The organism is Acidithiobacillus ferrivorans (assembly GCF_016250455.1).
Taxonomy (GTDB): Bacteria; Pseudomonadota; Gammaproteobacteria; order Acidithiobacillales; family Acidithiobacillaceae; genus Acidithiobacillus; species Acidithiobacillus ferrivorans.
In genome coordinates this window covers 1875244-1900818 of sequence record NZ_CP059488.1, presented here as the reverse complement: position 1 = coordinate 1900818, position 25575 = coordinate 1875244, and the positions used below count along the sequence as shown (strand labels likewise).

Below are 25575 nucleotides of genomic sequence, written 5' to 3'. Positions count from 1 at the left end.
GTGCTTTATGACAAAAAGAATTTTTCCAAAACATGTGGGGTTCATACCAGACGGAAACCGCCGCTGGGCGACAAGTCATGGGCTACAGAAAGAATCCGGATATGCGCGCGGCATAAATCCTGGATTATTGCTGTTTGATAAATGTAAGGAGTATGGAATAAACGAGATATCTATCTATGGGTTTACCAAGGACAACACTAAGCGGGCTGCGGTTCAGACGGTAGCTTTTAGGCGGGCTTGTGTTGCATTTGCCTTTGAGGTTGTACAGCGCGGCGCAGCATTACTTGTTGTTGGCGATGAAACTTCGTTGCAATTTCCTGCTGAACTAAAGAAATTCCGGCAACGCCATGGTTCGGGGATGAAAGTGAATCTCCTGGTTAATTATGGTTGGGAATGGGATCTGGCAGGCCTTAGCTGTGCTGCGCTGCGCTCAAGTGATATTTCACGTATGGATTTAATAGTGCGTTGGGGAGGTAGAAGAAGGCTAAGTGGTTTTCTTCCTGTTCAGTCTGTTTATGCAGATTTCTATATTAGAGATGAATATTGGCCTGATTTTGAAATAGAACATTTTGATCATGCGCTTGATTGGTACAAAAAACAGGATAGGACGCTTGGCGGTTAAGCAGTTTTGTTGCTATTGATGCTGTTTGGCATTTTCCTGGTCTGGCTACATAGCAGCGGCTTGGTACATGATCTCAGTGCGTAGCCCTAATCGTATTAATAGTAATTCTGATCTTCATATTCGCCCGTCTTTCCCTGATGTGCAGGGCAAGGCATCGAGCATCGGACGGCCTGACAAAATGCCGGAATACCCCGATAACGGCGCACCGAGAACAATGCCCTCATCGGTAATGTCAAAGAACCTAATCTCTTTGCTGTGCGCGCTGCCGCGCACTTTGGCGACCGACAACACCCGCTTAAAACTGCCCGCAATTTCAATATAACGTTGCACGATAATGGCATCTGCAAGAAAGGCGCTGCCAAACGAACTAAAGCGCAAGTCGGTATAGCGATCCTCCAGTTCGGAGGTCATCAGCACGGTGACCCCCATGCCGGTAAGCACGGCGATCATCCGATATAAGGATTGCCGGAAATTCTCGTGAAACTCGGGTGCCAGAACCAATTCAAAACCAGACAAAGAGTCAATAACGACTCGTTTCGCCTGTAGGCGCTCAATGGCGGTAAGCAGGTTATGTAATGTTTCGTCCATCGACAAGCTGAGAGAACGGGCGTCAATGACCCCAACACCCCCGGCTTTGATGAGCATGTACAGCTTTTTGCTCAACAACTGGCTGGGACTTTTTTCAAATGCCGCAATCACGCCAGGCTCGCCTCTGCGTACGCCTTCGGCGAGAAACTCCATAGCCATTATGGTTTTGCCGGACCCTGTTGGCCCTACCACGAGTAGCGTATGACTCGCTGGCAATCCCCCGCCGAGCATGGCATCCAGTCCGGGTATGCCCATCGTGATACGTTTTATTCTGCTGGATGCTTCTGCCTCTGTTGCAGTAGTATCACTATCGTTGGCTATTGCGCGCGGGAAAATATGCAGCCCATCATTTTGAATGCGGTAAGTATGAAATCCGCTTTGCTGTGCTTGTCCGCGCATTTTTATGACCTGAATCTTGCGCACCATGGTATCGCGATATACATTTTGGGTAAGCCAGATAATCCCATCGGCCACGGTGAATATCGGGCTAGAGTCTGCGGCGGGCACGGTATACTCCCCGATAAGAAAGGTGGTGGCCTGCCAACTCGTCATTTCCATGCCGAGCTGCTGCAAGAATCGCTGCATATCTGACAGCCCATGCGGACCCAGTTTGCCTAATTGCGCCATCGATCGGAATGAATCCACGAACACCAGGCTGGGGGTAAAGGCTTTTACTTCTTTAATAATGCGGGTTAATACCTTGTCAAAGTTTCCTTGCAACAGGTCTTGAGATAAATTGACATAGCGGATGGATGCGTTCACTTTGCTGATGTCAAAAAAGGTGAACTGTTGTTGATAGCGCAGCATCTTTAGTGCCGGTTCACCCAGCACGGTAAAGAATAGTGCCCGACTGGTCGAGTTGGCTAGGCTAAACATGATTTGATGTGCCAACGTTGTTTTCCCGCCGCCAGGCACTCCGGCAATCAGGTTAAAAGAAAATTCCGGCAGCCCGCCACCCAATAAATCATCCAGCCCGGGCACGCCAGTTGGCAACTGGCGTATATTTACTTTATCGATCACATTTAACCCCTAACCTGATTGATCACGGTACCTTCCCATGCTACCTCTAAAATACGAGATGTTAGCTGGTCACCGATCAACGAAGACAAGATATCCGAAAAGGTAGTCAGTAACAAACAATTGATGCTTCTGATTTGTGTTGGTGTCTGCGTTCCATCTGAGTGTTTTAATAATGTAATTATATCGTAGCTCTGCATTTCTTTGGTGTCACTTTCCTGCCATGGAGACTTGGCCTCCGCGAGGATTACACTTCTTTGATAGAGCGCATTAAATCCATCCAGTCCGATGATTGTGACAATTTCTACGGACATTTTTACCCATAATTGCATAGCGACTTCAACGACTTTCTCGTCTGGATATTGCTCCATGTATTTGTTTATTTCTCGATGGTTTATCAAGCTGCTTCATCTCCGTGACGATTTGCCTTCAGATCGCACCTCAAATGACCAGCATCTGAAGGACAGAGCAGATACTGTTGAGACAGATATTATGTACGGAATCCGGCGATATCCTGCTACGGAAGGCATATATCAGAAAGCAGGCGGTCGGTCTCTTTTTTCACCACAGCGTAGCACTCGCAGGCTCGCTCCTCGAGTCCCAGGCGATCGATTACGGTTATGCGGCCCCGCCTGTAGTCGATTAAGCCCGTTTCTTGTAGCTTGCCAGCAACTACGGAGACGCTCTCACGGCGCACTCCGAGCATATTTGCGATCAGTTGCTGAGTCATTACCAAGCGATTAAATGGCAGGCGGTCAAGGCTCAGCAGCAGCCAGCGGCAAAATTGCTGATCCAGGGCATGATGCCGGTTACACACGGCGGTCTGCGCCATCTGCGTGAACAAAGCCTGAGTGTACCGCAGCAGCAGTCGCTGTATTGGACCACCCTGTACAAACTCATCCCTGAGTACTTGTCCGCGTAACCGATAGCCGTAACCAGCGCTGTGCACGACGGCTTGGTTAATCGTGGACTCGCCTCCAAGGAAGAGCGGGATGCCAGTGACCCCTTCGTTGCCAATCACGGCCACTTCCGCCGATCCGCCATCCTCGGTGAGGTAAAGCAGGGAGACGATGGAGGTGGTCGGGAAGTATGCGTGCGTCGGCGGGCGTCCCGGTTCGTGAAGGACCATGCCCAGCGGCATCGGGATTCTTTCCAGTTGGGGAAAAAGCCCTGCCGCGCGCTCATCTGCCGGTAGTGCAGCAAGCAGATAGTTCTGGCGAGGGTCATGCGCGTATGACATTCAGCCCTCCTGTGCCGAAACCTACCCCGAAATTTTGGCGTATTTTTATGGCGATATCAAGCGGCGGCTTCTGTGTTATGGTAACAATTTGATTAAATTATATTTCGCGTTAAAACTAGTGGCCAATTTGCATTGTCTGTCAGGGCACAAGGCCAAGTTGGCCATCACTGCCCATTGAGCGGCGCTGGATGCGCATCATGGCCATCTTTCTCATCCTGTAAGCCAATCCTGTAGATGCCGGGGTTAATGATTCGGTGATTTTTAATGGTTGGTGCTTATTGGCGGTGCGCAACCGTACATGTAAATGCTTATTTAGTGTTCGATACAGAACAGATTTTACCAATTATATTTTTAATATATATCATAAAGATGCTTGTTATTGTGATGTAATATGCTGATGCATGATCCATATGTCAATGCTTTCAGAGGTTGAGGGTGGCCAAAAATAAATCGAAATAATTATTGACTATGCTGTGTATGGTGCATAACATAGCGCATCAATGGCGCGGCTATAGTGCTTATTATATGATTGAATTGTGACATGATGATATCTATTTAAATCAGCATGATGCTGTATTTTATGGCAATCCAAAGCAAGGGCTTTCTAATATGCCATCAACAAACAAATACTTGCCCGACTGCACACCAGGTCGGCCCGTAACATTTAATCTGGCACACGCCATACGGTTAATCGTATGCAGTCAGCTGATACTCCCATTGTTGGATTTTCCATGTGTCGCCACGGCCACGCCACAGTTCATCAGTGGTGGTGGTACGGTCACGGATAGTGCAGGCAACACCACTAATGCGGAGGTCGTGGTCAACGCCTCTACGCTGGATATTGCCGCAGGCTCCGCGCTGGGCAGCGGGTTGCTTGACCTGCAAAATGGCGCGTTGCGCACTTCCAGAAGCTTGACGAGCGATAACAATATTGTACTGGATCAGGGAGCCCCACCAGTAGCTACGCCATCTCTTTGTGGGGGTGCTTACTGCTTTGGGGTTGGTGACAGTATGACCTTGAATACGGTTGGTAATACTTATGTGAGTACACCTTCCATTATGCAACAAGTACATCTCCCAAGTAACAACAAAGCGCTGGGCATGTGGCTTAGCAAAAGTTGGCAGCCCGACTGGCTAGATGGCCTACAAACGTCAATGCAACAGGGCTATGCTCCCGTTATATTTGATTATTACTTGGGTGACCTGGGTTCTATGGGTTCCGGTGCGTGGGGTTATGTGCAGAAAAATGCCCAAGCGTGGCTGGCAAACACCCAACGACTCGCTAATTATCTGGCCACTCTGCACGGTACAGTATCCGTAGTGATTCAGCCTGAGTTCAATGTCCAAGGGGTGGGTAGTCAGGCGCAATTCGGGGCTTGGATGGCCCAAGTTGCACAGATACTTCATAAAGCTCAGCATCCTGGTCTGACTATTCTTACCAGTGCTGGCGTCGGAGACTTCGGTGTCTATAGCGGTACTACCGAAAATGCGTCTCAGTGGTCCAGCTTTCACCCTGCCCTGAGTGTTGCCGCGCCATACCTGAACTTCATCACTTTTCAGGAAATGCGTGGCGCAACTACCGGTGGAACGGTGGTCAGCCCCCAGCAGGAGGGTATGAGCACCATAGCCGGTAGGGTTATCGCCTTCTCTCGTTATCTGCAAACGACCTATAAAAAACCCTTACTTCTTGGCTACATGATGATGAATCCGTACACGCCAGCAGGAGATACCGCAAACTGGTCGGCAATTGCTGCCAAAGCCTACGCCGAAATATTGCAGGTTTCTCCTGAGTTACAACAGCAGGGCGTCTTTGGTAGCCTCGCTATGTCACTCGTCAACGATAACACACATGCAACAAGCAACGGCGTTGATTACTTCGGTGTTTCCTCAGACTATTTCGGATTGGTAAACAGCAATAACACATTAAACACGGCTGCGATTGGCAATGGACCTTATGTGCTCAATGCGAACGGGCAAGCATGGGTCAACGGTACAGCGAACGCCAACACAGTACAAAAGATCAGTAATGGCGGAACCATTGATACAGCAGGACATGCCGATACGTTTAATGGGACGCTTTCGGGTAATGGCGGATTATTCGTGGTAGGAGGCGGTAGTGTGACGCTGACTGGGAACAACACCTATGCCGGAAACACCTATATTGAAGACTCCACCCTATTACAGTTGGGCAATGGTGGAAGCACTGGACGAATTCTTGGCAACGTCCTCAATGACGGCGTTTTGTCATTCAATCAGTCTGGAAATGTCACCTTTCCTGGCCAGATCAGCGGTCTGGGCATCGTATGGCAACAGGGGCCGGGCACTTTGTATTTGACAGGCAGCAACAGCTATACCGCTGGCACCCTGGTTACGGGTGGCACCTTGGGCGTGGGAGCCGAGAGTGCGCTGGGTAGCGGCAATATTACCTTGGATGGTGGCACGTTAGAAATGACTTCGTCATTACAAGATAGTAGGTCATTCTTTATCGGGCCAAATGGTGGCACCTTAAATACGGATGGTCATACGGATACTTTCTCCGGCAACATCATCCCAATGAACAGTACCACAGATGGCGGTGTCACCATCACCGGAGGTGGTACCACCATCCTTTCCGGAAAGAACACGTATTCCGGAGGCACTACGATTAATGGCTATACGAGTCTTCAGATTGGCAACGGGGGTATGGGTGGAAATCTTCCGGGTAATGTCGTCGATAATGGTGCACTGGCGTTTAATAGCGCCGGAAACATTGTGGTGCCAGGTACCATCAGTGGATATGGCATGCTCTGGCAACAGGGGCCGGGCCTGCTTACATTAACTGGCGGTAACAGCTACCAAAGCGGCACCACGATTGCGGGTGGCACCCTCGGTGTCGATAATGTCGATGCCTTGGGTACTGGCGTGCTCACGTTGAATGGCGGCACATTCCTCACCACGCAAGGCTTTAATCTGTCGTTGCCCGTTACGGTGAACAGCAATGGGGGTGTTATAGACACGGACGGCAATGTTGACACGGTAACTAGCCGCTTTTCCGGGGGCGGTCCACTGACGATAGTCGGTGGCGGATCGCTGATCCTGGATAACGCCTTCAATACGGTGGGGCACGCAACGGTCGGTGGTGTGTCTGGGTTTTCCACCGCCACGACACCGACCACACTGGAAGTCGGTGATGCAGCGCACCCTGGGGCTACCCTGAATAGCGCCATAACCGTGACTTCAGGGGGTGTTTTGCGCGGCCATGGCACGGTCGTGGGTAATGTCACCAATGAGGGTACAGTATTCCCTGGTGGCAGCATTGGCACCCTGCATATCAACGGCAACTACATACAGACTGCTAGTGGTACGCTGGCTATTGAGGTCGCCCCTTCGGCGCATGATGTGCTGGCCGTTTCCGGCACCGCAAATCTTGCCGGGAAATTGCTGATACAAGTGGATCCTGGCGCCAGTTATGTGGCCGGGGATCAGTACCAGATACTGACTGCTGGAGGGGGGATAACGGGAGCATTCTCGACAACTGTTTATGATCCATTTCCGGCCTATGTTACCCCCAGTCTGGCGACCAATGAAAACGGGCTCAGCATCCAATTGGCCGCCACTTCTGGGCCAGTGGGCATGAATGATGCTCCGGCGTATCTTGGCGGGCAGATTTATGCAGATATTCCTACCGCATTGATCAACATGACGGCGCAGGCGGATACGCTGGTATTTGCGCATGATAAAGGCTCCGCAGGTGCGGCGATCGCGCGCACCATGCTGGACTCCATGGGGACCGTCATGTCAGGACAATTGGCCAATTTATCCGTCCCAGGCGTGCAGGATCAGAATGCGCAGAATGGCAGGTCACCGTCCGGATTCTGGTTACAGGGATTAGGAGACGTCGGCAATGCCACTGGATCTGCCGGAGTATCTGCGTTCTCCGATCAAAGCGGTGGTGTTTATGGCGGCGTGGATTTCCGGCACCACGGCTTTACGGCAGGGGTGGCGATGGGGTACGTACATACCTTACTGAACCTGCCAACGACAGGCTATGCGGATGGTAGCCAAGCGAACATCGGAAGCATAAGCACGATACTCTATGGCAAATATAAGCACCATCACGTATTTGTGCGGGGACTGGTGGGGTACACCAGTGAATCCATCCAGGGGTTGCGTAACCTTCCGAATACGGGCGCTACAGCCTTAGGCAATTATCACGGGCAGATGATACACGCTGTGCTGCAGGGTGGATATGCTATTCAAACGCCCTGGGTGACGGTGACCCCGAATGCCGGCGTGGCAAGCTATTCGCAGTCACAACCGGGATTCTCGGAGCATGGGGCCACATCACTCCTCGACTTAAGCTATGCCGCCCAGACGGACAATGAAACGGATGCTACAGCGGGTGCCGACTTTAGCCATGTTTATCATATCGGGAAAATGACCGTAACACCTCATATTGATCTCGGGGTCCAGCGTATTTTAACCGGCAACGCGCGTTTTATCACAGAAACATTAGGCCAGTTGGCTCCGGTATCGGAGGTGGGTATAGCTCCGGACAGGACATCGCTTACTACTGATGTGGGCGTTAATCTGCATATTGTCCATAGATTATCTTTGTACACCGAGTATATGGGAAACTATGCTGGCAACATCTCAACCACGGGACTCGCGATGGGCGGAGTCTGGCACTGGTGATTTCATGAATCGCAAAACGGGATAAATTGCCATAAAAAGTTCACACTACTGTTATAATGTGTTTCTATTATATTATTTAATGATATTATTTTTAGAAAAAATATTTTTTATTGTGGATAATATATACAATATGCGTGGATCCGCTATATGGCAATAAACTCGGTTATCAATACGCTTGCTGACTACCAGACCGGCATTTTTTAGTAGTATGAGGTGCTGTGAAGTGTTGCTGCGGCTGCTGTTAACTGCTTTTGTCAAACTCATTAAACTAATGTCTCCGGCGCCGATCAGGCAGATCATCTTGTAGCGTATGGGATGTGATACCGCCATGATAACCTTTGCTACTCTTGGTATGTTGCCAGGTTCTCCATAAATATTATTCATTTTTTATATCCCTGATGTGTTAACTTATGGTTCAGCGCGTACATGAGGAGCGCTCACAAAAAGCCATGTGAGCGCTTGTGTGTATAGTGCATCACTCTCATCCTGGTACAAGTTGCACTAACGTAGTCCAATCGACAGCTGGTGTCTGTTATCCGTGCCACATAGACCGCGGATTTTAATGCCGAGGAATCAGGTGGTACAGGTTTTCGTAATCCTTGGTTCAGGCACTCCTTTTTTGCAGTTGTTGGGGGGTCAGCAAAACGTTGGATTTTGCCGCTCGCAGTGTGCTTGATATGCCGGACCGCAGGCAGTGCTGAAATGCGGTTCGGAAGCGAGCATTCCATATTCGGTGGTGCACGTGTGGCCAAGCTCGTCAAGTATTAGGTATCCCACCGTACAGACCACGCTCCGATGTTGCAGCAGACTGTGCGGGATTCGTCACTAACGAATGCGCTCTACCTGATGCCCGGCATCAGGATAGGGTCTCCACACTTTTCAGCTTACTGGATGCCCAGACATCAGGAGAATTCGCATGCCTCGCGCAGATTCAGCCTTTCCAGCCCCTGTTCTCAATGACATTCTTGAGGCTTTTCCGAGTAAGGAGCGTGAGCGTTTTTTGCTGGGATGTGATCCTGTCGAATTGCGATTTGCTGATATTTTAGCCAAACCTGGCGAGCGTATTCGTCATGTGTACTTTCCCACCGGCAGTATCATCGCTCAGATCACGCCGATCGATCGACGTGTCGGACTGGGCGTGGGGATGGTGGGAAACGAAGGTATGGTCGGGATCCCTCTTATCCTCGGCGCAACCACTTCATCGTTGCCCGCTGTGGTTCAGAACGCGGGCTCTACTCTGCGTATGACTGCGGTGTTGTTTCGCCGCGAACTTCAGGATAGCCCCGTGCTGCAAAGACTGCTAAATCGCTACCTTTACGTTGTGATGACGCAATTGGCACGAACGGCCGCCTGCAGCCATTTTCATGTCGTGGAGGCGCGTCTCGCCCGTTGGCTCTTGATGACCCAGGATCGATCCCACTCGAATCAATTTCATGTCACACACAAGTTCCTGGCTGGCATGCTGGGCGCGCGCCGGGTCGGCGTCACTACCGCTGCGCTTGCACTGCAGAATCGCGGGCTAATCCACTATTGCCGTGGGGATGTGACGGTTCTCGACCGCGCTGGTCTGGAAGATGCTTCCTGCGCCTGTTACGAGGTGGATAGGGCGGACTCTATCTGGATACTCGGTGAGGTTAAGCGCCCGGCCTAGGAGGAGTACATACAACTAATGTAATTAATGATTTTCAGATGGTGCCCCGGTGTCGGTGTTCACTAAGTGGCAGGATGCCCGATTGTAGGAGCGCGGCAAATTCACCGGCCGGTACCGGGGGCGAGAAATAATAACCTTGTCCCTCATCGCAATGGAGTGCCAGAAGCAGCGCATGTTGTTCCGCGGTTTCGATACCCTCTGCAACCGTCCGTTTCTTGAGGTTTATACCCAGGTTGATTACGGCATCGACGATGGAGGTACTGTCCGTGCTGCTGGTCATCTGCCGCACAAACGACTGGTCTATTTTCAGCGCATCGACGGGATACTGGCGTAGATAAGTGAGGCTGGAATAACCGGTGCCAAAATCATCAATGGCAAGCTTTATCCCCATGTCTACCAGCGCATTGAGCACGGAATTGGTGGATGCAGAGTCACTCATCAGGACGGTTTCAGTCATTTCAAGTTCCAGCAAGTGCGGTGCCAGGCCCGTTTCCGCGAGGGTCGCGCGGATGTTCTCAACAAAGTTCTTGCCACGAAACTCGAATGCGGAGGTATTGATAGCGACGGTAAGCGGTGGGATACCTGCCTGTATCCAAGTCTGAGCCTGACTACAGGCTTCACGCAGCACCCAGCGACCCATCGGCAGGATCAGACCACACTCTTCGGCAATGGGTACAAATTCATCAGGTAACAGTATCCCGTGTTCCGGGTGTTGCCAGCGAATAAGTGCCTCGACGCCGACCGTCTTACCGCTGAGTAGATGAATGACCGGCTGGTAGTGCAGCACAAACTCCTGCCGTTCCAGTGCCCGACGCAGCTCTGTTTCGATGGATTGCCGCCGGACGACCCGCGCATTCATCTCAGGTTCAAAGAATTTGTACGCGTTGCGTCCGTTTTCCTTGGCATAGTACATCGCGGCATCCGCGCTCTTGAGCAGTATCTCGGTATCCTGGCCATCGTCTGGATAGATGCTGATACCGATGCTTACGCTGATATGGAATTCATGCTCGCCAATGCGATGTGGTGGCGTAAGCGCCGCGAGTATCTTACCCGCAGAGAGGGCTGCATCTTCAGCGTGCTCAATATTCGGAAGCAGTACGATGAATTCATCCCCACCTTGGCGACTAATGGTGTCCGAGTGCCGTAGACCACTCTTCAGTCGTTGTGCCACCGATTGCAGCAGCTGATCGCCTACCGCGTGCCCCAATGAGTCATTAACGTATTTAAATCGATCCAGATCCAAAAACATTACGGCGAGCGGTCTTTCCTGGCGTCGCGCTACCTCGATAGCCTGACCGAGCCGATCTTGCAGCAGTAGCCGGTTGGGCAAGCCGGTGAGCGCATCGTGTTGCGCTGTATAATCTATCTGGTCTCTGGCCACCTGGATCTGATCAGCCAGTTCGTGGGCTTTAATAGTAGCGACGACCAGGTGTTCGTTCGCTCGCTGCAATTGTAGTACGTGTTCGTCGAGCGCCGCCTTCTCTTTGGATAATGCCGCTTTGGTTGTGCGTAATCCAGACTCTGCTGTGCGCAGTTCCTGCACCGTCTCTTCCAGCCTTCGGCAGTGGTGCTTCGATTCCCGGTGCAACAGGCGGACTTCCAGCATGTTGCGGATGCGCATCAGTACTTCGGGCAGATCGAACGGTTTGCTGATGAAATCTTTTGCACCGGCTTGCAGCGCGCGCAGTTGGTGTTCCGGTTGGGCGGTGATCACCAGCACCGGAAGGTAACCGTCCAGTTCGATCGCCTTCAGGCATTCCATAACTTGGAACCCATCCATGCTAGGCATCTGTAAATCGAGCAGGATCAGATCATAACGGTTTTTTCGATGGAGCTCACAAACCGCATGCGAAACCGTTGTAGAGGCGACGGAAGCATAACCGGCGCCGCGCAGCATACGCTCGAGCAAAAGCACATTGGCCTCCTTATCGTCAACGATCAGGAGGCTGGCGTTAAAAATGTCGGATGCACTGGGCATGATTATTCGTGCTTCTGTATTTGCACTGGTTGATCCCTATGTTTTGCAAACTCCAGCGCCTCGTCCAGCGTGTGCAGGAATTCATTAACCTTGATCGGTTTGGTGAGATAACGGAAGAATCCTGCCTCCAGACCCTTCACGATGTCGTGCGGGATAGCATTGGCACTCAGTGCCACCACAGGAATGTGCGCAGTTAGCGGATCTTTGCGCAATATCTGCATCGCTTCGATACCGCTGATGCCGGGCAGATTGATGTCCATCAGGATTACCTCCGGCAGAAACGCACGCGCAATTTCGACGCCGAGATGTCCATCCTCTGCACTCAACAGGCGCATATCGGGGCGGCGCGCAATCAACTGCTCGACCAACTTTAGGTTGGCCTGGTTATCCTCTACATAGAGTAGCGTGCGTAACGGCGCGTCGTTGTGAACTTGCACTTGAACAACTGGCGTGGATTCGGTGATGCCAGCACCACTTTGTGGTGAGGCAGCCGCAGTCAGCTCGATCCAGAATACGCTCCCTACCCCGATGCTGCTTTCCACGCCGATTTCGCCCCCCATCAGTTCGACTAGTCGCTTGGTCACCACCAAGCCGATACCGGTGCCTTCCTCGGCGCCGGCTTCCTGGCCGAGACGATTGAACGACTGGAACAATTGTGCCAGCTTCTCCGCAGACAAACCCACGCCAGTATCGGTGACGCTGATACGTATGCGCTCCGGGGCGATTGTGGCGCATGCCACGACGACTGTTCCGTCCGTCCGGTTATATTTGATCGCATTGGAGAGCAGATTGATGAGAACCTGCTTAAACCGGGTCCGATCGACCTTGACAAAGTTATCGAAGGCGCGCGGGGGAAATGACATTCGGATGCCTCGTTTTTTCGCCTGCGGTTCGATCATCGCCTGGCATTCAATCATGACTTCGGAGATCGACACCGATTCCAGCGACAATGCCAGTCTACCTGACTCGATCACCGCGAGATCGAGGATTTCGTCAATCAGCTCCAGCAGATACCATCCTCCCTGGAGAATCTGCTTAATGTTTGCCGCCTGCGAGGGGGTTGGCGACGGGGAATCGGACTCCATCAACTGGGCGAAACCAAGAATCGCATTGAGTGGGCTGCGCAGCTCATGGCTCATGCTGGACAGGAAATCCGATTTTGCCCGATTGGCTTTTTCCGCGGCGGACTTGGCATCGATCAGTGCGGATTCAACTTGCCTGTTCTCTGTCTGGTCACGGGTTAATTTGGCAAACCCGCGCAGATTGCCAAATTGATCTCGAATTGTCGTATATATCACATTGGCCCAGAAGCTGGATCCGTCCTTGCGCACCCGCCAGCCCTCATCCTCAAAACGGCCGTTGGCTCTCACCTTCTCCAGATCACTCTGCGCTTTGCCGTTGACGACATCTTCCTCAAGGTAAAAGCGCGAGAAATGTTGGCCGACGATATCTTCTGCCTGATAGCCTTGGATTCGCTCCGCACCGGAGTTCCAGCTTACCACACAACCCTCCGGATCAAGCATGACAATGGCGTAGTCGGTCACGCTCTCGACCATTAAGCGAAAGCTTTCTTCCGCCCACCGTAGTTTATCTTCCACCAGTTTGCGCGCGGTATTATCAGTGCCGGTCAACAGATAGCCGATGATTCCTTCTTGATCGTTGCGCAGCGCCGTAACCGATACCATCGCCGGAAAGCGGCTGTTGTCCTTGCGGATGTAGGTCAACTCGTATATGTCCTCAATCCCACGTGAGGCTTTGAACACCAACGCCTCGAAGCCCGGGGCAATGGCGGTTGCGAATTCGAGTCCTAAGGCGATGGAGCGCGCGATCAGTTCTTGCGGATCGGAAATATCGGCCGGGGTGATCTTATTCACCACTTCGACGGCCAAATACCCAAGCATGCGCTCAGCGCCGACATTGAACAATTGAACAACACCATTCTCGTCAGTGGCAATGTTCGAGAAGTTGGCGCTATTGAATATCGCGTTCTGCAGTGCCCCGGTTTTAATCAGCGACTCCTGGTGCTGGAGTTCGGTGATGCCCTCTGTCGTGGCAACGCGGCCGTCGGAATTCTGCACATCGAGTACTCTTTTAGCCATCGGATTGCCTGATTGTCGGTAGTGTAACTAAAATAGTGGTGTGGTGAGGAATATACTTCCCGCACCCAGAGCAGTCTGGGCCGCCTGAGTGTATCACAACAGGAGACGCTGTAGCCGGACCACCTTTACAGGAATTCGTCCCTCAGTATCACTCTCACCGCAGATCTATTGCCAATTGCAAGGCGCTCGAGATCCTTCCATACTTCCAAAGGTGAACGATTTGCCGGTCCACCTTTATTGCAATGTCAGCACCCCGATAGACCCATTGGGGGCGCGTCTGGATCTCTTCACCATTGGGGCGGAGATCGACGGAGTGGCAGGCTGATGGACGCCGCCACCTATGACGCCTGGTATGCCACCCCTCGGGGGCGCTGGATCGGCACGGTGGAGTTCCGCCTGCTCTCCGGGCTTCTCCAGGCGCGGTCGGGGGATACGCTCCTGGATGTGGGCTGTGGTACCGGGTGGTTTACCCGCCGCTTTGCCGAGCAAGGCCTCCGCGTCATTGGTCTTGATCCCAACCCGGACGGGTTTGCCTTCGCCCACGCCAAGGGCCCCCCCGCGATCCGCTGTGTAGCCGGAGACGCCCGCTCCCTGCCTTTTTCGGACCGCAGTTTCGATCGTGTGGTCTCGGTCGCGGCCCTGTGTTTTGTGGATGGTGAGCGGCAGGCCGTGGCCGAGATCGTGCGGGTGGCGCGTCAGCGTTTCGCCATCGGCTGGCTCAACCGGACCAGCCTACTCTATGCGCAGAAAGGGCAGGGCGTTGGGAGCGGGGCTTACCATGGGGCGCACTGGCATCGTCCCGACGAGTTGCTCGATTTCTTCTCCGGTTTGCCGGTATGCCGACTGGCGATGCATTCCGCCATATTTCTTCCTGCCGGGAACCGGGTGGCACGGACGATGGAGCGACTGCTGCCCCACACGCTGCCCTGGGGCGGCATGGTAGTCATCTCGGGGGAGACGGAATAAACCGCCATGACATATACAGCCTTCCCCCTGGGCGGCGGCCACCAAAAGATTTTTAATGGGCAGACATTCGGATTTTTTCGAGGAAGGATTGATGTATGACACACGACCAACATGACGCTGATGACCATGCCGATCATAACACGGGTCACCAGCAGACCCACGGCCACGCGCATGGGCATAATCATGCCCATGGCCCGGCGGACTACGGCCGCGCCTTCGCCATCGGGGTGGCGCTCAATCTGAGCTTCGTGCTGGTTGAGGCCGTGTTCGGGGTGATTGGACATTCCCTGGCCTTGTTGGCGGATGCCGGCCATAACCTCAGTGACGTGCTGGCCATGTTGATGGCTTGGGGCGCCACTGCCCTGGCCCGCCGCCCACCTTCAGTCCGTTTCACCTACGGGTTGCGCAGTTCGTCTATTCTGGCGGCGCTGGCCAACGCTGTATTTCTGTTGGTGGTGACTGGCGGGATCGCCTGGGAAGCGATTCAGCGTCTGTTGCAGCCAGCTCCGGTAGACAGCGGTATCGTGATCGGTGTGGCGGCTTTCGGGGTGCTGATCAATACCGGGACGGCGCTGCTGTTCATGGCAGGGCGCAAGGGCGACCTGAATATCAGGGCAGCCTTTTTGCACATGGCGAGCGACGCTGTCGTCTCGCTGGGTGTGGTCATCGCTGGGATCGTGATGCTCTTTACGCACTGGTTTTGGCTGGATTCCACGGTGAGTCTGTTCATCAGTGCGGTGATCGTGATCGCCACCTGGGGAATATTGAGGGATTCCACCCAGTTGGCCCTGCATGGCGTGCCAGAAGGGATCGAAACCCAGGCGGTACGCGCCTATCTCGCCGCTCTGCCGAATGTGGCGGCGGTGCATGACCTGCACATCTGGGCCATGAGCACCACGGAAACGGCGCTGACCGCGCATCTGGTTATGCCGAACGGCTATCCGGGGGACGCACTGCTGAATCAGATTGGCGATGAATTGCAGATACGCTTTCATATCGACCATCCCACCTTGCAGGTGGAGACCGGCGATCCGGCCCATCCATGCGCACTGGCGCCTGATCATCGGATTTGAGATTCCCCGCCGGGGAGTACACTAACGACTGAGGGTTCCTCGGGGGGCGTATGCACCGGTGCGCCCCCGTGAGTTACCACTTGGATCACGGTGCCTTGGGGCACATTGACAAATGGCGGGGGCTCGATTAGTTTATTGGTTGCATAGTATGTTAATTAACGAATATGCGAGGTGATTCGTGTTTTTCAAGCAATACAGCAATGCTGATGGTACTCTGTCTTATTTCTACGGATGTGGCAGCAAGGGTTCGGCGGTGGCGGTGGATGTCGTGGCTGGCGATGAGCAGTGGTTTCTGGACGCAGCACAAAAGGCCGCCGTGCGGATCGACTTTGTCGTCGACACCCACGTCCATGCCGACCATCTTTCTGGCGGCAAAAAGCTGGCAGAGTTGGCCGATGGCCTCTACTGTCTGCACGAAAGCAACGTGGGCAAGGTCCATTTTCCAATCCGCGGGCTCAAGGACGGTGAGGTGCTGGCAAGCGGTAATGTGCTGACGAAAGTCCTCCATACCCCCGGTCACACTGCCGACAGCATCTGCCTGCTGGTCAGTGATCTGCGGCGCAGCGCCGACCCCTGGTTCGTGCTGACGGGGGACACCCTGTTCGTCGGTGGCGTTGGTCGGCCCGATTTGGGGGGGGCGCCGGAGGAAATGGCGGGCCAGATCTTCGACAGCATCCACAACAAACTCCTCACCCTGCCCGACGATCTGGAGATATTCCCAGGCCATGCAGCGGGCAGTGTCTGTGGTGCGGGCCTGTCCGGCAAGCCGTCCTCCACTATTGGCTTCGAGAAGCGCTGGGACACCTATCTGTCCATGACCGATCGAGACACCTTCATCCGCGAACTCACCGCCAACATCCCGGAGCGGCCGGCGGAGATGGCGCGTATCGTGGCGGCCAATCTGGGGGCGGCGGTATGAGTGTGGAAACGGTGCGCTTCGCCCTCTTTGCCGAGGTCTTTGCGGCGCTGGCCCATCCCAAGCGTCTGGAGATGATCCACTACCTGGGTGAACGGCAGCACACCGCGGGGGAACTGACGGAGTTGACCGGGCTATCCAAGGCCAATGTCTCGCAACACCTCAACGTGCTCAAGGCGCGCGGTCTGGTGCACTGCGACAAGTGCGGCACCTTCTGCCATTACCGCCTCACCAGCCCCGATGTGCTGGAGACCTGCGAGATCGTGCGGAAGCTGATCCTTGACCAGATGGATATCACCACCGCCTGCCGTCAGCAACTGGCGGAACTTGTACCGCTGCGCAAAGCGCCGTCATGAACCCGGTGCATGCACCGGCTATGACCTATCAGCGCGGAATCGCCCATAACCGTGGCCAGTTTCTGCTGCAGACCATGCAGGTGTTCTTTGTCGGTCTGGTCATTGGCATGGAGCGCACGGTGCTGCCTTCACTCGCCCACGATTTTGGGGTGAGCAAGGGGGCGTTTCTCTTTCTCGCGAGCTTCGTGATTTCCTTTGGCCTGGTCAAAGGGGCACTTAATCTGGTGGCAGGCTCCCTTTCCGATCGCATCGGGCGCAAGCGTGTTCTGTTGTTCGGCTGGCTTGCGGGTATCCCCATCCCCCTGCTGATCTTCTTTGCCCCCAACTGGTGGTGGATCATCACCGCCAATGTCTTTCTCGGCATCAACCAGGCCTTCACCTGGACCATGACGGTGACCAGCCAGATCGATCTGGCTGGCAGCCGACAACGGGGTCTGGCGGTGGGGATCAATGAGGCGGCGGGTTATGTGGGTATGGGGCTGGCGGGTCTTGCCACCGGTTATCTAGCGGTGCTTTATGGCCCGCGCTGGGCTTTGCTGCTTTTCGGACTGGGCGCGATCCTGGTCGCCCTGGCACTGCTGGTACGGGTGCGCGATACCATCGCCTGGGTCCATGCCGAGCATGCTGCCCATCCCGTGTCTGTGCCTCTGGCCACCGCGGGCTGGAGACGCAGCTTTATCGATGTCTCTTTCCGGAATCCACGCTACCGCGCCTTTTGTCAGGCAGGGGTGGCCAACAAGATGGCCGATACCCTCGTCTGGGTGCTCTTTCCGCTTTATTTCCTGCAGCACGCCACGGGGGTGGTGGCCATCGGCTGGATCACCGGTGTCTACGGGGCTGTTTGGGGGTTTTCGCAACTCTGGACCGGTCATCTGGCCGATCGCATCGGGCGTAAGATCCCTATCGTCAGCGGCTTTTTTCTGTTGTCTGTGGGCCTGGTGACCACTGCCCTGGTGCAAGGCTTTGTTTTGTGGGTTCTGGCGGCGTTCATTATGGGTCTGGGCATGGCGCTCCTGTACCCGAATCTGGTCGCCGCCATGTCCGATACGGCCCCGCCGCTGGAGCGCGGGCGCATCCTCGGTATCTATCGGTACTGGCGTGATACCGGTTATGCCATCGGTGGATTGCTGCTGGGGCTGGTGGCGCAATGGAGTAACGAAATTCTCCCCGCCATCTGGGCTACGGCCGGTATTGTCGCCATTTCGGGGCTGTGGATTGCGCTGGTGGTGCGGGAAACCCATCCCCGCCGCTCTCTGGATCAGCGCCGCTGATGAGGTAATGGCTTTCTGGGCGGCAGTATGCGTAATTTCAGCGGCCCTCTGGTTCAGCGGTCATCACCTTGGGATGGCAGGCGTTGCGCCCGATCTGCCGGAACGGGTTAGCACAATTCCTCCTGGTTGCACATGGCGGGAACATTGAGAATTGGCGCAGGGGCAAAAATGGTTTATCCGGTTTTTGTTGATGGCGTTTTATTTTTCATAGGAGATTCTCATATATCGCAAGGGGATGGTGACCTTGATGGTACAGCGATGGAGGCCTCACTGGATGTGGTTATTCGTGTTACAGTTCGCCGATGTTTTTACTTTTCAACGTCACTTTTGATGCATCATAAAGAATGGCTAATACCCTGATTTGATGTTGATCTCAATCTTAATGCTGTCATGCATGATACTGTTGGGTTCTTCGTCAGATTGAAGTGGGTTAAGCCGCTGAGGGGGCGATCAACGCCAGGATATGGTCACCGCTTGCCGGAGCAATGGTCTCGCCCGCATGTATCACGCGCAGAATATGCTCCCCGGTGATCACGAAGAGGGGCAGGAAGCCAGACCTGTGCTTTTCCTGGTAGGCCTCCCAGGAAAAGCTTTCGCTCAAAAGCGTGGTATGGATTTGCCAGCCGTTATCCAAAAGTTGCCAGAGTCGTGCGTAGGTCGCATCTCCACCAAAAAGATAGCGTCCGCGGTAGGGTGCTGCTACCTGCTGTCGATCACGCCCGGCAATGGCGCTCTCGTCGGTCAGGATAAAGACATGGTCCAGGCCAAACTCCGGTTTATAACGCATACTGGCAATGATGTTGAGAGCGTGATCTTCGGCCAGGCCGAGCATGTAGCCAAAGTCGAGCAAGTCGAGATGACGATCTGCCTGCACGGAAACAGGGTGGGCGTAAAAGGTGTCGATGCCAGCTGCGCGCGCCGTGCGGATTTGAGCGAAGTCGTTATCTAACAACAGGCAGGCGAAGCCCGCCTGATCTAGGGCTTTGGCAATGGCTTGTGCGACAGGATTGGCACCGATGATGAGGATGCTCTGTGGCTCTTTCTCGTCCACATGCAGCAGCCTGGCCAGAGGCCTGGCAGTGAGGCTGGGCAGAAGAACGCTGGCGATAATGACCGCGAAGGTCAGGGGAACAAAGAGTGCGGCGTGGGGATAGTGGACCGCCTGCAAGGTTTGTCCGAGCACCGCCGCAGTGGCCGCAGCAACGATGCCACGCGGTGCGATCCAGGCGACGAGGACGCGTTCCCGCCAGTTCAACTCCGATCCCCAGGAGGCGAGAGCAACCTTGATGGGTTGGGAGAGGACCTGAATGACCACGAGCAGACCGAGCCCAGGTCCAAGTACTTCACGAATCTCCGTTAGATTCAAACGCGCTGCCAGAATGATAAAGAGCAGGGAGATCAGCAGGATGGAGAGGCTTTTCTTGAAGTCCAGGATGTTGTCCAAGGGTACGTCGCGCATGTTGGCGAGTACCATCCCGATGAGTGTGACCGCCAGTAGGCCAGAATCTTTGGCCAGGGCATCGGCCAAGGCAAAAATCATGAGCACGCCCGCCAAGACGAGGAGGGGGTGCAGATAGTCCGGTACTACTCGGCGCCGCAGTATCCATCCTAAAGTGAAGCCACCCGCCACCCCCAGGGCAACTCCTACGGCCACAATGCGTAGAAAGCTCAAGCCTGCGGCACCCAGGGACGCGGTAGCGACGCTGTGGGCCACCAGTGCTTCAAATACGATCACACTGAGTAGCACTCCGATGGGATCGATGAGGATGCTCTCCCAGCGCAGTACCTTGGCAATCTTGGCATTGGGGCGGACGCTACGCAGGATGGGTGCGATGACTGTGGGGCCGGAGACGACGGTGACCGCACCAAAGAGAATGGCCATGGGCCAAGGGAAATGTGCAAGCCAGTGGGTGGCGACACTGATGATTGCCCAGGTGCTGAACACGCCCAAGCTCAGTAGGCGCTGGATGACCGTGCCGAGGCCGCGGAGTTCGCTTAAACGCAGCGACAGGGCGCCCTCAAAGAGGATAATGGCCACGCCCAGAGAGATGGTGGGGAAAAGCAGCGGTCCAAAAATCTTGTCTGGCCGCAGCCAGCCGAGGATGGGCCCGAGCAGGATGCCCAGCACCAACAAAAAAAGAATGGCGGGTAGTTTGACCCGCCAGGCGAGCCACTGGCTGAGGAGGCTGAGGAATACCAGGCCAGCAATGAGGAAAACAACGCCAAAGTTGACGCTCATTTCAAATGACTTCCGCGAATTATTGCGACCCGTCAGCCCGATTTATTGTGGCTGAATTTGCCGCTCGCATGGCTTCATTTGCTGTCTTCTGCGCATTATCTGCACGAGTCATAGCATTATAAGCAGTTTGTTGGTTAGCGTTTGCTTTGTTGAGGGCCTGGTTGGCCGTTATCTGCGCCTGTTTAGCCATAGCTTCTGCTGAACTCGCTTCAGCCTTCGTTTTATCATAGCCCGGATTACTTGCACACCCAGCGAGTCCCATAGGAATGATGATTGCAGTCATTACAAAAAATCTATGTATGTTTTTCACGTTATATATTCCTCTTGTCAGCGTCGGTTAGGTATGACTCTGTGCCAGATTTGCTGTATGTGCCTTGAGTTGTTCCATTAAGGCATCAAAGCCTACCTTCTTTAAAGCGCCTGTAAATTCGGATTTTTCAATGGCCATATTGCTTACACCATCGGTGCTTACATTCAGGATCTGCCACTGACCATCAGATTTTCTGAGGATATAGGCAAATTGATTTTTAGCCCCATCATGGGAAATGAGGACGCTGGTGATGATAACATCTCCACCTGCTGCCATTTTAGGTGGCGACAAGCTGAATTTCTGACCGGCATAATGGTCAAAGTGCGAGGCATAATTAGCCGCAGAATACTTTGTTAACACCTGCACAAACTGATTCTGCTGGCTGATGTTGAGGCTATTCCATCCGCTTCCCAAGGTCATCTGACTGATCAAAGGAAAGTTAAACGCTGATCTGATAACCGGATAGAGAATGTGGAAGCGCTGCTCATAAGTGCCAGATGGCCCCGTTCTCATCGACTGAATGAGCGCAGTATTAAGATCTGAAATCACCTGCTCTGGGGTGCTGACCTGATTAGTGGACAGAGCAGACGTTTGTGTGGCCAATCCTGCCGCCCAAGCGCCAGCACTGCCCAGCGAGATGAGGCCGCAGGTGGTGGTGAGAATAATAACTTTGATGTATTGTTCACGAACTATCATGATAACTTTCCTTTTGTGTTGCTTCGGAATTTCATCCTACAACCGCCGTCTTCCCGTAATTAATGCGACAACGAACAACACCAGGAATATGATGAAGAGAATTTTGGCAATCGACGCAGCCATGCCGGCGATGCCAAAAAATCCCAGTACACCAGCCAGCAGAGCAACTATGAAAAATACCACGGCCCAATAAAGCATGAGTATTCCTCCTTTGGAATAAATATATCAGTTCATTATAAAACTTGATCCGGAAGGAATGTTACTTTTTCATTTTTTCTTTCATATAACCATAGGCTGACTGAGCCTTGCCCAGATTTTTTTCAAATCCCCCTTCTATTTCTTGCTGAGAATCACCGAGAATTCTTCCAGCAACTTCTTTAACTGCACCGGTGGAAGTTTTTATGCGCCCTTTTATCTGATCCTTGTTCATGGCTTTCTCCTGTTCCAGGTTATGATTTATATAATATGGTCAGATGTGTATTGGAGTGGTTTTACTGTCTCAGATACACCACGTTGCTGACTTGGTAGTGCTAAAAACTGACGAAATAACGTTTTATTGCCCAGCAGGCCTATGCCCTTGGTAACACTCTTGCCCGATAACGTCAGCGATACACTCACATCCTTACCACTTTCCGTTTTACCTTAGTCCTGACGTCATCGGCTTTAGATTATTATATGGCTCCGATATAGGTAATTTAATGTCTATAAATGCTCGCAAGACCGCGGCCTGGACAATGGTTATCACGACGGGACAATAGGCGTGATAAGCTGATCAATCTCCGCCTTCTACTGTGCCGCCGTGCCCCGCCGGAAATCGGCACTTCTAACGATGCCACACAGCCACCAAGGAGGCAATGTAGAGCTCATACAAGTTGCTGTGAGTAATATACATAAATGCCTTCCTTCTGAATGTTCAGCATTATTGATTACCATTATTCGCGTTTCGTGCAGCCTCGTTCTGAGCATTTTGTGCCGCATTTGCCTTGGCTAAAGCCTGATTTGCAGTCACTTGTGCGGCCTTGGCACTACTTTGAGCGGCCTCCGCCTTGGCGCTGGGGCCTCCACCACCAAAAAAACAACCGGAAAGAGCCAACGGTACCACCATCACCGAAGCCATAATGAGGAATTTTACGGGTCTGAATATATTCATAATAATCTCCTTAGTAGTGAGTTATAAAGATGACATGTTCAGAATCAAGATAACTTCTTACCCAAGCTTTTTATGGTTTTATTTGCGTTGTAGGATAATGCTTCGCCCTCTGCTTTGTTGGCATTTTTGCAGGAATCCAGGTCACTACGGTTAGCATTGTCCTTACACCAGGCAACTTCTTGTGACATTTTGTTCTGATGATGCAAATACCAAGACACATCATGCCCACCTTGCGGACCCTGATCTATCGGGGAGCAGCCCGCTAAGGCAAACAGTGCAATGGGTAATGCCAGCTTCTTAACCATAAGATTCTCCTTTCGATAATTCACTTCCCACCCTCACCACTTACGCCATTCCAGAGAGGCGACAACCACCTTAACACCGGGGACACCATAAGAATTTTCTTTCAAAAAATAACTAATCCCCTTAAACATCTTCTATTATAGTACAAATTTTAAGGGGGCTCTGTGCGTCAGCACACGCTTTCCTCATTGTCGACGCAGGCGTGTGCAGCATGGTGAGGGCTTTTGCCTTCAGGATGCAGTTTTTGCGCAAGCTATCCCGTTGGGGTTATTGGCCACCTGAGCTCGACAGAAAATATTGTAACTAATTGATATAAATAGTATATATTTCAAAGCGCTCCACAAGCGATGTATTCAGATGCGCGGAGGAAGTGCCAGCGCTGCAGAGTGGGGGGCGTTATTGGATGCACTGGCGATAAGCGGCCTGTGCGTTAGCACATTTTGCAAGCAGGCCGCGGTCAGTACGGCGTGTATCTACCGCTGGCGGGTATTGCTGCAAGAGAATGGTGATTCCGGCACTGGTACGGCGGAAGCGGTGGCCGACTGGGTTCCGGCGCGTGTCACACCGCACCGCACGGCAACATTCCTGGATTTTGGTGCGCTGGAAGATGTGGCACCAGCAGCCCGCCGGCATTGTAGCGCCCCTGGAGCTCCGCCTGAAACTGGGTGGTGGCCTGTTTTGCATTTGCTACGCGGCTGATCAGGGGGAAACTCTGAACTTTGAATCGCCGGATGTGTTCCTGGGCCGACTGACCGCACTGCGATGGTTTCTGGTGCGTCTGGTCATGACTCCTGGTGGAAATTGTCTATCCGAGAGCTAGCCCGAGGCAGGCCGAGATGTGCGCCGCGTTAACGATGACGTGCAGGTACTCGCCGATCTTGGACTGGTAGAACGCACGGCCAGCGGTGGGGTGCACTGCCCGTTCGCTGATGTTCAGTGGATATATGTTTGCGACAGGCAGGGTGAGCGCGCGATAGACTGAGTCCTAGCTACTAATGTCTATCGGGGATATGTTTGTGGCCGGGTTGAATTCCGCCGGTCTATCACCCCCCATACCAATATCTTCGTGGCGGCGGCGCGCTTGGAGCGGGAACCTGTTTCTGGGTTTTGTGCGGGTGTGATGTTTGGTCAGGTTTAGTCTCGATTTTCTCGGCTTATACCACTTGCCCGCTGCATTATCTGGCCTTAGAGTATGACATCCCATAAAATAGAGGTCATCATGGATTAAGTCGGAATCATATCCCGGCAAAGTAAAGCCATCAAGTTCAAGCCCGCCAAGGAATTAGCGGATAAAGTAAATTACTGAGGATTATGGTTATGGAAGAAAGTAAGAAAACACGGGTGCGTCGCACAGCGGAACAGCGTCTGGCGGATTTGGAAAAGAAGCATGCAGAGATTGTGGAACGGCAGCGTGCCGCTATCGCCAGAATTGAGGAGCAAAAGAAACGCTTGATGCAGGCGCCTTCCGTCCGCAAGGATAGAGTCGGGCATGAAAAACGCTTTGCCCGTGCAGCTTATGTGCTCGCCCCTGAATGGGATCAGCGTCACTTTATCGCTGCCATTGAACTGGCGTTAGCGGAAGATCCCGAAACCCTGCGTAACCGAGGTGAACAGCTGCTGGCAGAACACGGTAAGGGGAAACGCGGACGTCGTCCTTCCAGAGTCTAGGTCCGTGGAGCTTTCACCGATCATTCCGCTGTTAGCCGGACTTGATCCGAAACAGCGGGAAATCTGCGTATCGGCGGGAGCCATGGTGAAAAGGCAGCAGTCAGCCGAGCGATGGGGTGGAAATTTGGTGGTGGCGACTATGGCCCGCGATCAGGTGCTATTGCTACCCACCATGCCCATTGAGCCGAAATCCATCAAAGCTATGGGCCTTGTTAAAATCATGGCAACCCAACACCCGGACACCTGCGCCATGATCTATGAGGATCAACATGGTGCGGCATGGTGCATCCGGCTGAGTGGTCCCGGATTGCCCGTTATCCAGGATGATCTGTTTCGGAGCACTGCCCGGATGGCTGTGCTGGTTTGAGGGGGAAGTTGTCCGAAGCGATCTAGAGCACCCATGGTGGCCGATGTGTTTGTTTGCGCCATCTGCAGAAATGCTTCGCAGAGCTTAACGGATTCGCTCGATATCATGATTGGTGATTGGCAATAAACCGGATAGGCAAGGTAAGTACTTTCGTCTGTGCATGACTCTAAGATGGTCTTGCATGCCACCATCCAAGCTTTCGACGAATGGGGACGGGGCATTAGCATTGTGGTAAATACATTTAACAAACCATATAACGTGTTGATCTTAATGGTGCGCCTGACAGGAATCGAACCTGTAGCCTACGGCTTAGAAGGCCGTTGCTCTATCCGGTTGAGCTACAGGCGCAAGGGATAACCCGACAATAAACCGTTCGCGCAATTGTAGAGGA

26 protein-coding genes and 1 tRNA gene are annotated in these 25575 nt (G+C 53.2%); 13 read left to right on the top strand and 14 right to left on the bottom strand.

Annotation, left to right across the window (positions count from 1 at the left end):
- Window positions 1-7 precede the first annotated feature (7 nt).
- A complete protein-coding gene (locus H2515_RS09480) occupies window positions 8-622 on the top strand; it encodes an undecaprenyl diphosphate synthase family protein (RefSeq protein ID WP_065413297.1) in 615 nt (204 codons plus the stop codon).
- Window positions 623-736: 114 nt separating this feature from the next.
- On the opposite strand, the gene H2515_RS09475 is transcribed toward H2515_RS09480, so the two are convergent.
- The 3 genes from H2515_RS09475 to H2515_RS09465 all read right to left on the bottom strand — a co-directional run bounded on the left by H2515_RS09475 (window position 737) and on the right by H2515_RS09465 (window position 3467).
- Window positions 737-2230, bottom strand: a complete 1494-nt coding sequence (locus H2515_RS09475) for an ATPase domain-containing protein (protein WP_065413298.1) — start codon at window positions 2228-2230, stop codon at window positions 737-739.
- 2 nt (window positions 2231-2232) lie between these two features.
- Entirely contained in the window at window positions 2233-2628 is a 396-nt protein-coding gene (locus tag H2515_RS09470; protein ID WP_232821320.1) for a hypothetical protein, read from the bottom strand.
- 116 nt (window positions 2629-2744) lie between these two features.
- Window positions 2745-3467 (bottom strand): Crp/Fnr family transcriptional regulator, encoded by a 723-nt coding sequence (locus H2515_RS09465; protein ID WP_035191141.1) that lies wholly within the window; start codon window positions 3465-3467, stop codon window positions 2745-2747.
- 717 nt (window positions 3468-4184) lie between these two features.
- On the opposite strand from H2515_RS09465, the gene H2515_RS09460 reads away from it, so the two are divergent.
- Window positions 4185-8141, top strand: coding sequence for an autotransporter outer membrane beta-barrel domain-containing protein (locus H2515_RS09460; RefSeq protein ID WP_198659948.1), 3957 nt, complete (start codon window positions 4185-4187; stop codon window positions 8139-8141).
- 72 nt (window positions 8142-8213) lie between these two features.
- Here H2515_RS09460 and H2515_RS09455 read toward each other — a convergent pair whose 3' ends face one another.
- Entirely contained in the window at window positions 8214-8525 is a 312-nt protein-coding gene (locus H2515_RS09455; protein WP_065413301.1) for an ArsR/SmtB family transcription factor, read from the bottom strand.
- Between the two features lie 532 nt (window positions 8526-9057).
- On the opposite strand from H2515_RS09455, the gene H2515_RS09450 reads away from it, so the two are divergent.
- Window positions 9058-9792, top strand: coding sequence for a Crp/Fnr family transcriptional regulator (locus tag H2515_RS09450; protein ID WP_065413302.1), 735 nt, complete (start codon window positions 9058-9060; stop codon window positions 9790-9792).
- A 34-nt stretch (window positions 9793-9826) separates the two neighbouring features.
- Here the strand turns inward: H2515_RS09450 and H2515_RS09445 are convergent, their stop codons facing one another.
- Window positions 9827-11770 carry a GGDEF/EAL domain-containing response regulator gene (locus tag H2515_RS09445; RefSeq protein ID WP_198659947.1) on the bottom strand — a complete coding sequence of 648 codons (1944 nt, stop codon included), beginning with the start codon at window positions 11768-11770 and terminating at the stop codon, window positions 9827-9829.
- Between the two features lie 2 nt (window positions 11771-11772).
- Complete coding sequence (locus tag H2515_RS09440) at window positions 11773-13869, bottom strand: hybrid sensor histidine kinase/response regulator (protein WP_035191151.1); 2097 nt, start codon at window positions 13867-13869, stop codon at window positions 11773-11775.
- A gap of 324 nt (window positions 13870-14193) precedes the next feature.
- Between H2515_RS09440 and H2515_RS09435 the strand changes: the two genes are divergently transcribed.
- The 6 genes from H2515_RS09435 to H2515_RS09410 all read left to right on the top strand — a co-directional run bounded on the left by H2515_RS09435 (window position 14194) and on the right by H2515_RS09410 (window position 18811).
- On the top strand, window positions 14194-14835 hold the full coding sequence (locus tag H2515_RS09435; RefSeq protein ID WP_198659946.1) for a class I SAM-dependent methyltransferase: 642 nt from the start codon (window positions 14194-14196) through the stop codon (window positions 14833-14835).
- A 95-nt stretch (window positions 14836-14930) separates the two neighbouring features.
- Window positions 14931-15908 carry a cation diffusion facilitator family transporter gene (locus H2515_RS09430; protein WP_198659945.1) on the top strand — a complete coding sequence of 326 codons (978 nt, stop codon included), beginning with the start codon at window positions 14931-14933 and terminating at the stop codon, window positions 15906-15908.
- A gap of 178 nt (window positions 15909-16086) precedes the next feature.
- Window positions 16087-16827: an MBL fold metallo-hydrolase gene (locus tag H2515_RS09425; protein ID WP_065413304.1), complete on the top strand. Its 741-nt coding sequence runs from the start codon at window positions 16087-16089 to the stop codon at window positions 16825-16827.
- A complete protein-coding gene (locus tag H2515_RS09420) occupies window positions 16824-17180 on the top strand; it encodes an ArsR/SmtB family transcription factor (RefSeq protein WP_065413305.1) in 357 nt (118 codons plus the stop codon). Before H2515_RS09425 ends, H2515_RS09420 begins: the two co-directional genes overlap by 4 nt.
- A complete protein-coding gene (locus H2515_RS09415) occupies window positions 17177-18451 on the top strand; it encodes an MFS transporter (protein ID WP_198659944.1) in 1275 nt (424 codons plus the stop codon). The genes H2515_RS09420 and H2515_RS09415 overlap by 4 nt, the downstream gene beginning before the upstream one ends.
- A gap of 132 nt (window positions 18452-18583) precedes the next feature.
- Window positions 18584-18811, top strand: coding sequence for an acetamidase/formamidase family protein (locus tag H2515_RS09410; RefSeq protein WP_198659943.1), 228 nt, complete (start codon window positions 18584-18586; stop codon window positions 18809-18811).
- 70 nt (window positions 18812-18881) lie between these two features.
- Here H2515_RS09410 and H2515_RS09405 read toward each other — a convergent pair whose 3' ends face one another.
- From H2515_RS09405 to H2515_RS09375, 7 genes are all read right to left on the bottom strand, one after another.
- Entirely contained in the window at window positions 18882-20690 is a 1809-nt protein-coding gene (locus H2515_RS09405; protein WP_198659942.1) for a cation:proton antiporter, read from the bottom strand.
- A gap of 19 nt (window positions 20691-20709) precedes the next feature.
- Window positions 20710-21000 carry a hypothetical protein gene (locus H2515_RS09400; protein WP_232821319.1) on the bottom strand — a complete coding sequence of 97 codons (291 nt, stop codon included), beginning with the start codon at window positions 20998-21000 and terminating at the stop codon, window positions 20710-20712.
- A 27-nt stretch (window positions 21001-21027) separates the two neighbouring features.
- A complete protein-coding gene (locus H2515_RS09395) occupies window positions 21028-21696 on the bottom strand; it encodes an ABC transporter substrate-binding protein (RefSeq protein WP_198659941.1) in 669 nt (222 codons plus the stop codon).
- A gap of 36 nt (window positions 21697-21732) precedes the next feature.
- A complete protein-coding gene (locus H2515_RS09390; protein WP_083091479.1) occupies window positions 21733-21894 on the bottom strand; it encodes a DUF1328 domain-containing protein in 162 nt (53 codons plus the stop codon).
- Window positions 21895-21955: 61 nt separating this feature from the next.
- Entirely contained in the window at window positions 21956-22126 is a 171-nt protein-coding gene (locus tag H2515_RS09385) for a CsbD family protein (RefSeq protein ID WP_035191171.1), read from the bottom strand.
- 489 nt (window positions 22127-22615) lie between these two features.
- On the bottom strand, window positions 22616-22846 hold the full coding sequence (locus tag H2515_RS09380) for a hypothetical protein (RefSeq protein WP_065413309.1): 231 nt from the start codon (window positions 22844-22846) through the stop codon (window positions 22616-22618).
- Window positions 22847-22890: 44 nt separating this feature from the next.
- Window positions 22891-23151, bottom strand: coding sequence for an EexN family lipoprotein (locus H2515_RS09375; RefSeq protein WP_065413310.1), 261 nt, complete (start codon window positions 23149-23151; stop codon window positions 22891-22893).
- Between the two features lie 554 nt (window positions 23152-23705).
- On the opposite strand from H2515_RS09375, the gene H2515_RS09370 reads away from it, so the two are divergent.
- From H2515_RS09370 to H2515_RS09360, 4 genes are all read left to right on the top strand, one after another.
- Entirely contained in the window at window positions 23706-23969 is a 264-nt protein-coding gene (locus H2515_RS09370) for a hypothetical protein (protein ID WP_141672355.1), read from the top strand.
- An 18-nt stretch (window positions 23970-23987) separates the two neighbouring features.
- Entirely contained in the window at window positions 23988-24131 is a 144-nt protein-coding gene (locus H2515_RS16625) for a hypothetical protein (RefSeq protein WP_206385638.1), read from the top strand.
- 335 nt (window positions 24132-24466) lie between these two features.
- Complete coding sequence (locus H2515_RS09365; protein WP_065413312.1) at window positions 24467-24817, top strand: hypothetical protein; 351 nt, start codon at window positions 24467-24469, stop codon at window positions 24815-24817.
- A gap of 4 nt (window positions 24818-24821) precedes the next feature.
- Complete coding sequence (locus H2515_RS09360; protein WP_035191178.1) at window positions 24822-25184, top strand: hypothetical protein; 363 nt, start codon at window positions 24822-24824, stop codon at window positions 25182-25184.
- Window positions 25185-25455: 271 nt separating this feature from the next.
- Here H2515_RS09360 and H2515_RS09355 read toward each other — a convergent pair.
- A tRNA-Arg gene (locus H2515_RS09355) sits at window positions 25456-25532 on the bottom strand.
- Window positions 25533-25575: the final 43 nt, after the last annotated feature.